Origin of the sequence: Bacillus sp. YKCMOAS1 (genome assembly GCF_030268125.1) — a bacterium.
In the GTDB taxonomy this organism is placed as follows: Bacteria; Bacillota; Bacilli; order Bacillales; family Bacillaceae; genus Bacillus; species Bacillus safensis.
In genome coordinates this window covers 1-516 of the sequence record NZ_BSEI01000022.1, presented here as the reverse complement: position 1 = coordinate 516, position 516 = coordinate 1, and the positions used below count along the sequence as shown (strand labels likewise).

The 516-nt window shown below is 57.2% G+C and carries 1 protein-coding gene; it reads left to right on the top strand.

Annotated elements, in window-relative coordinates; all coding sequences use genetic code 11:
* Positions 1-55: 55 nt before the first annotated feature.
* A partial coding sequence (locus QSJ46_RS19575) for a hypothetical protein (protein WP_285605203.1) occupies positions 56-516 on the top strand: 461 nt, incomplete at its 3' end.

Genomic DNA, 516 nt, shown 5'->3' with positions numbered 1-516 from the left:
TGGAGAGAGCCTTGGGCGTTTGAAGATCCAGCGTTTTGAACAGGGGAGCACGACGTTGATCAAGCCTGGTGGTGCCGGCAACGTCTGTGTGGGTGGCGCTGGTGCTTCGGCCTCGGCGTGTTCGGCATCGGGCGGTGAGTGGGAAATGCGGGGAGAGGAAGGTGTCACGATCGAGATGAAGAACATCCTCGCCCGTGCTCAGAGCAGCGAGAAGCGGAATTCGCTGTTGTGGGAAACCAATCGGACCGTCGATGGCCAGGGGCGGGCCGTGAATGGTTCCGGAATCCGCCTGGTTCTGGACAATATTTACACGAGTGACGGTGGTGATTTCGATGGTGATGGCGTCGACGACAATACCTACGGTATTCAAACCGATCTATCCGTTGACGTTTACCAGACCCGAGTCGTGAAGAAAGAAAATGGAGCGGACTCGCTGGGGGTGAATGGCGCCCGTGGAGATGAAAAGATTATGGATGCCTCGGCCCCCCAGGGTTATCGGTATGTGTCCTCTCCTTC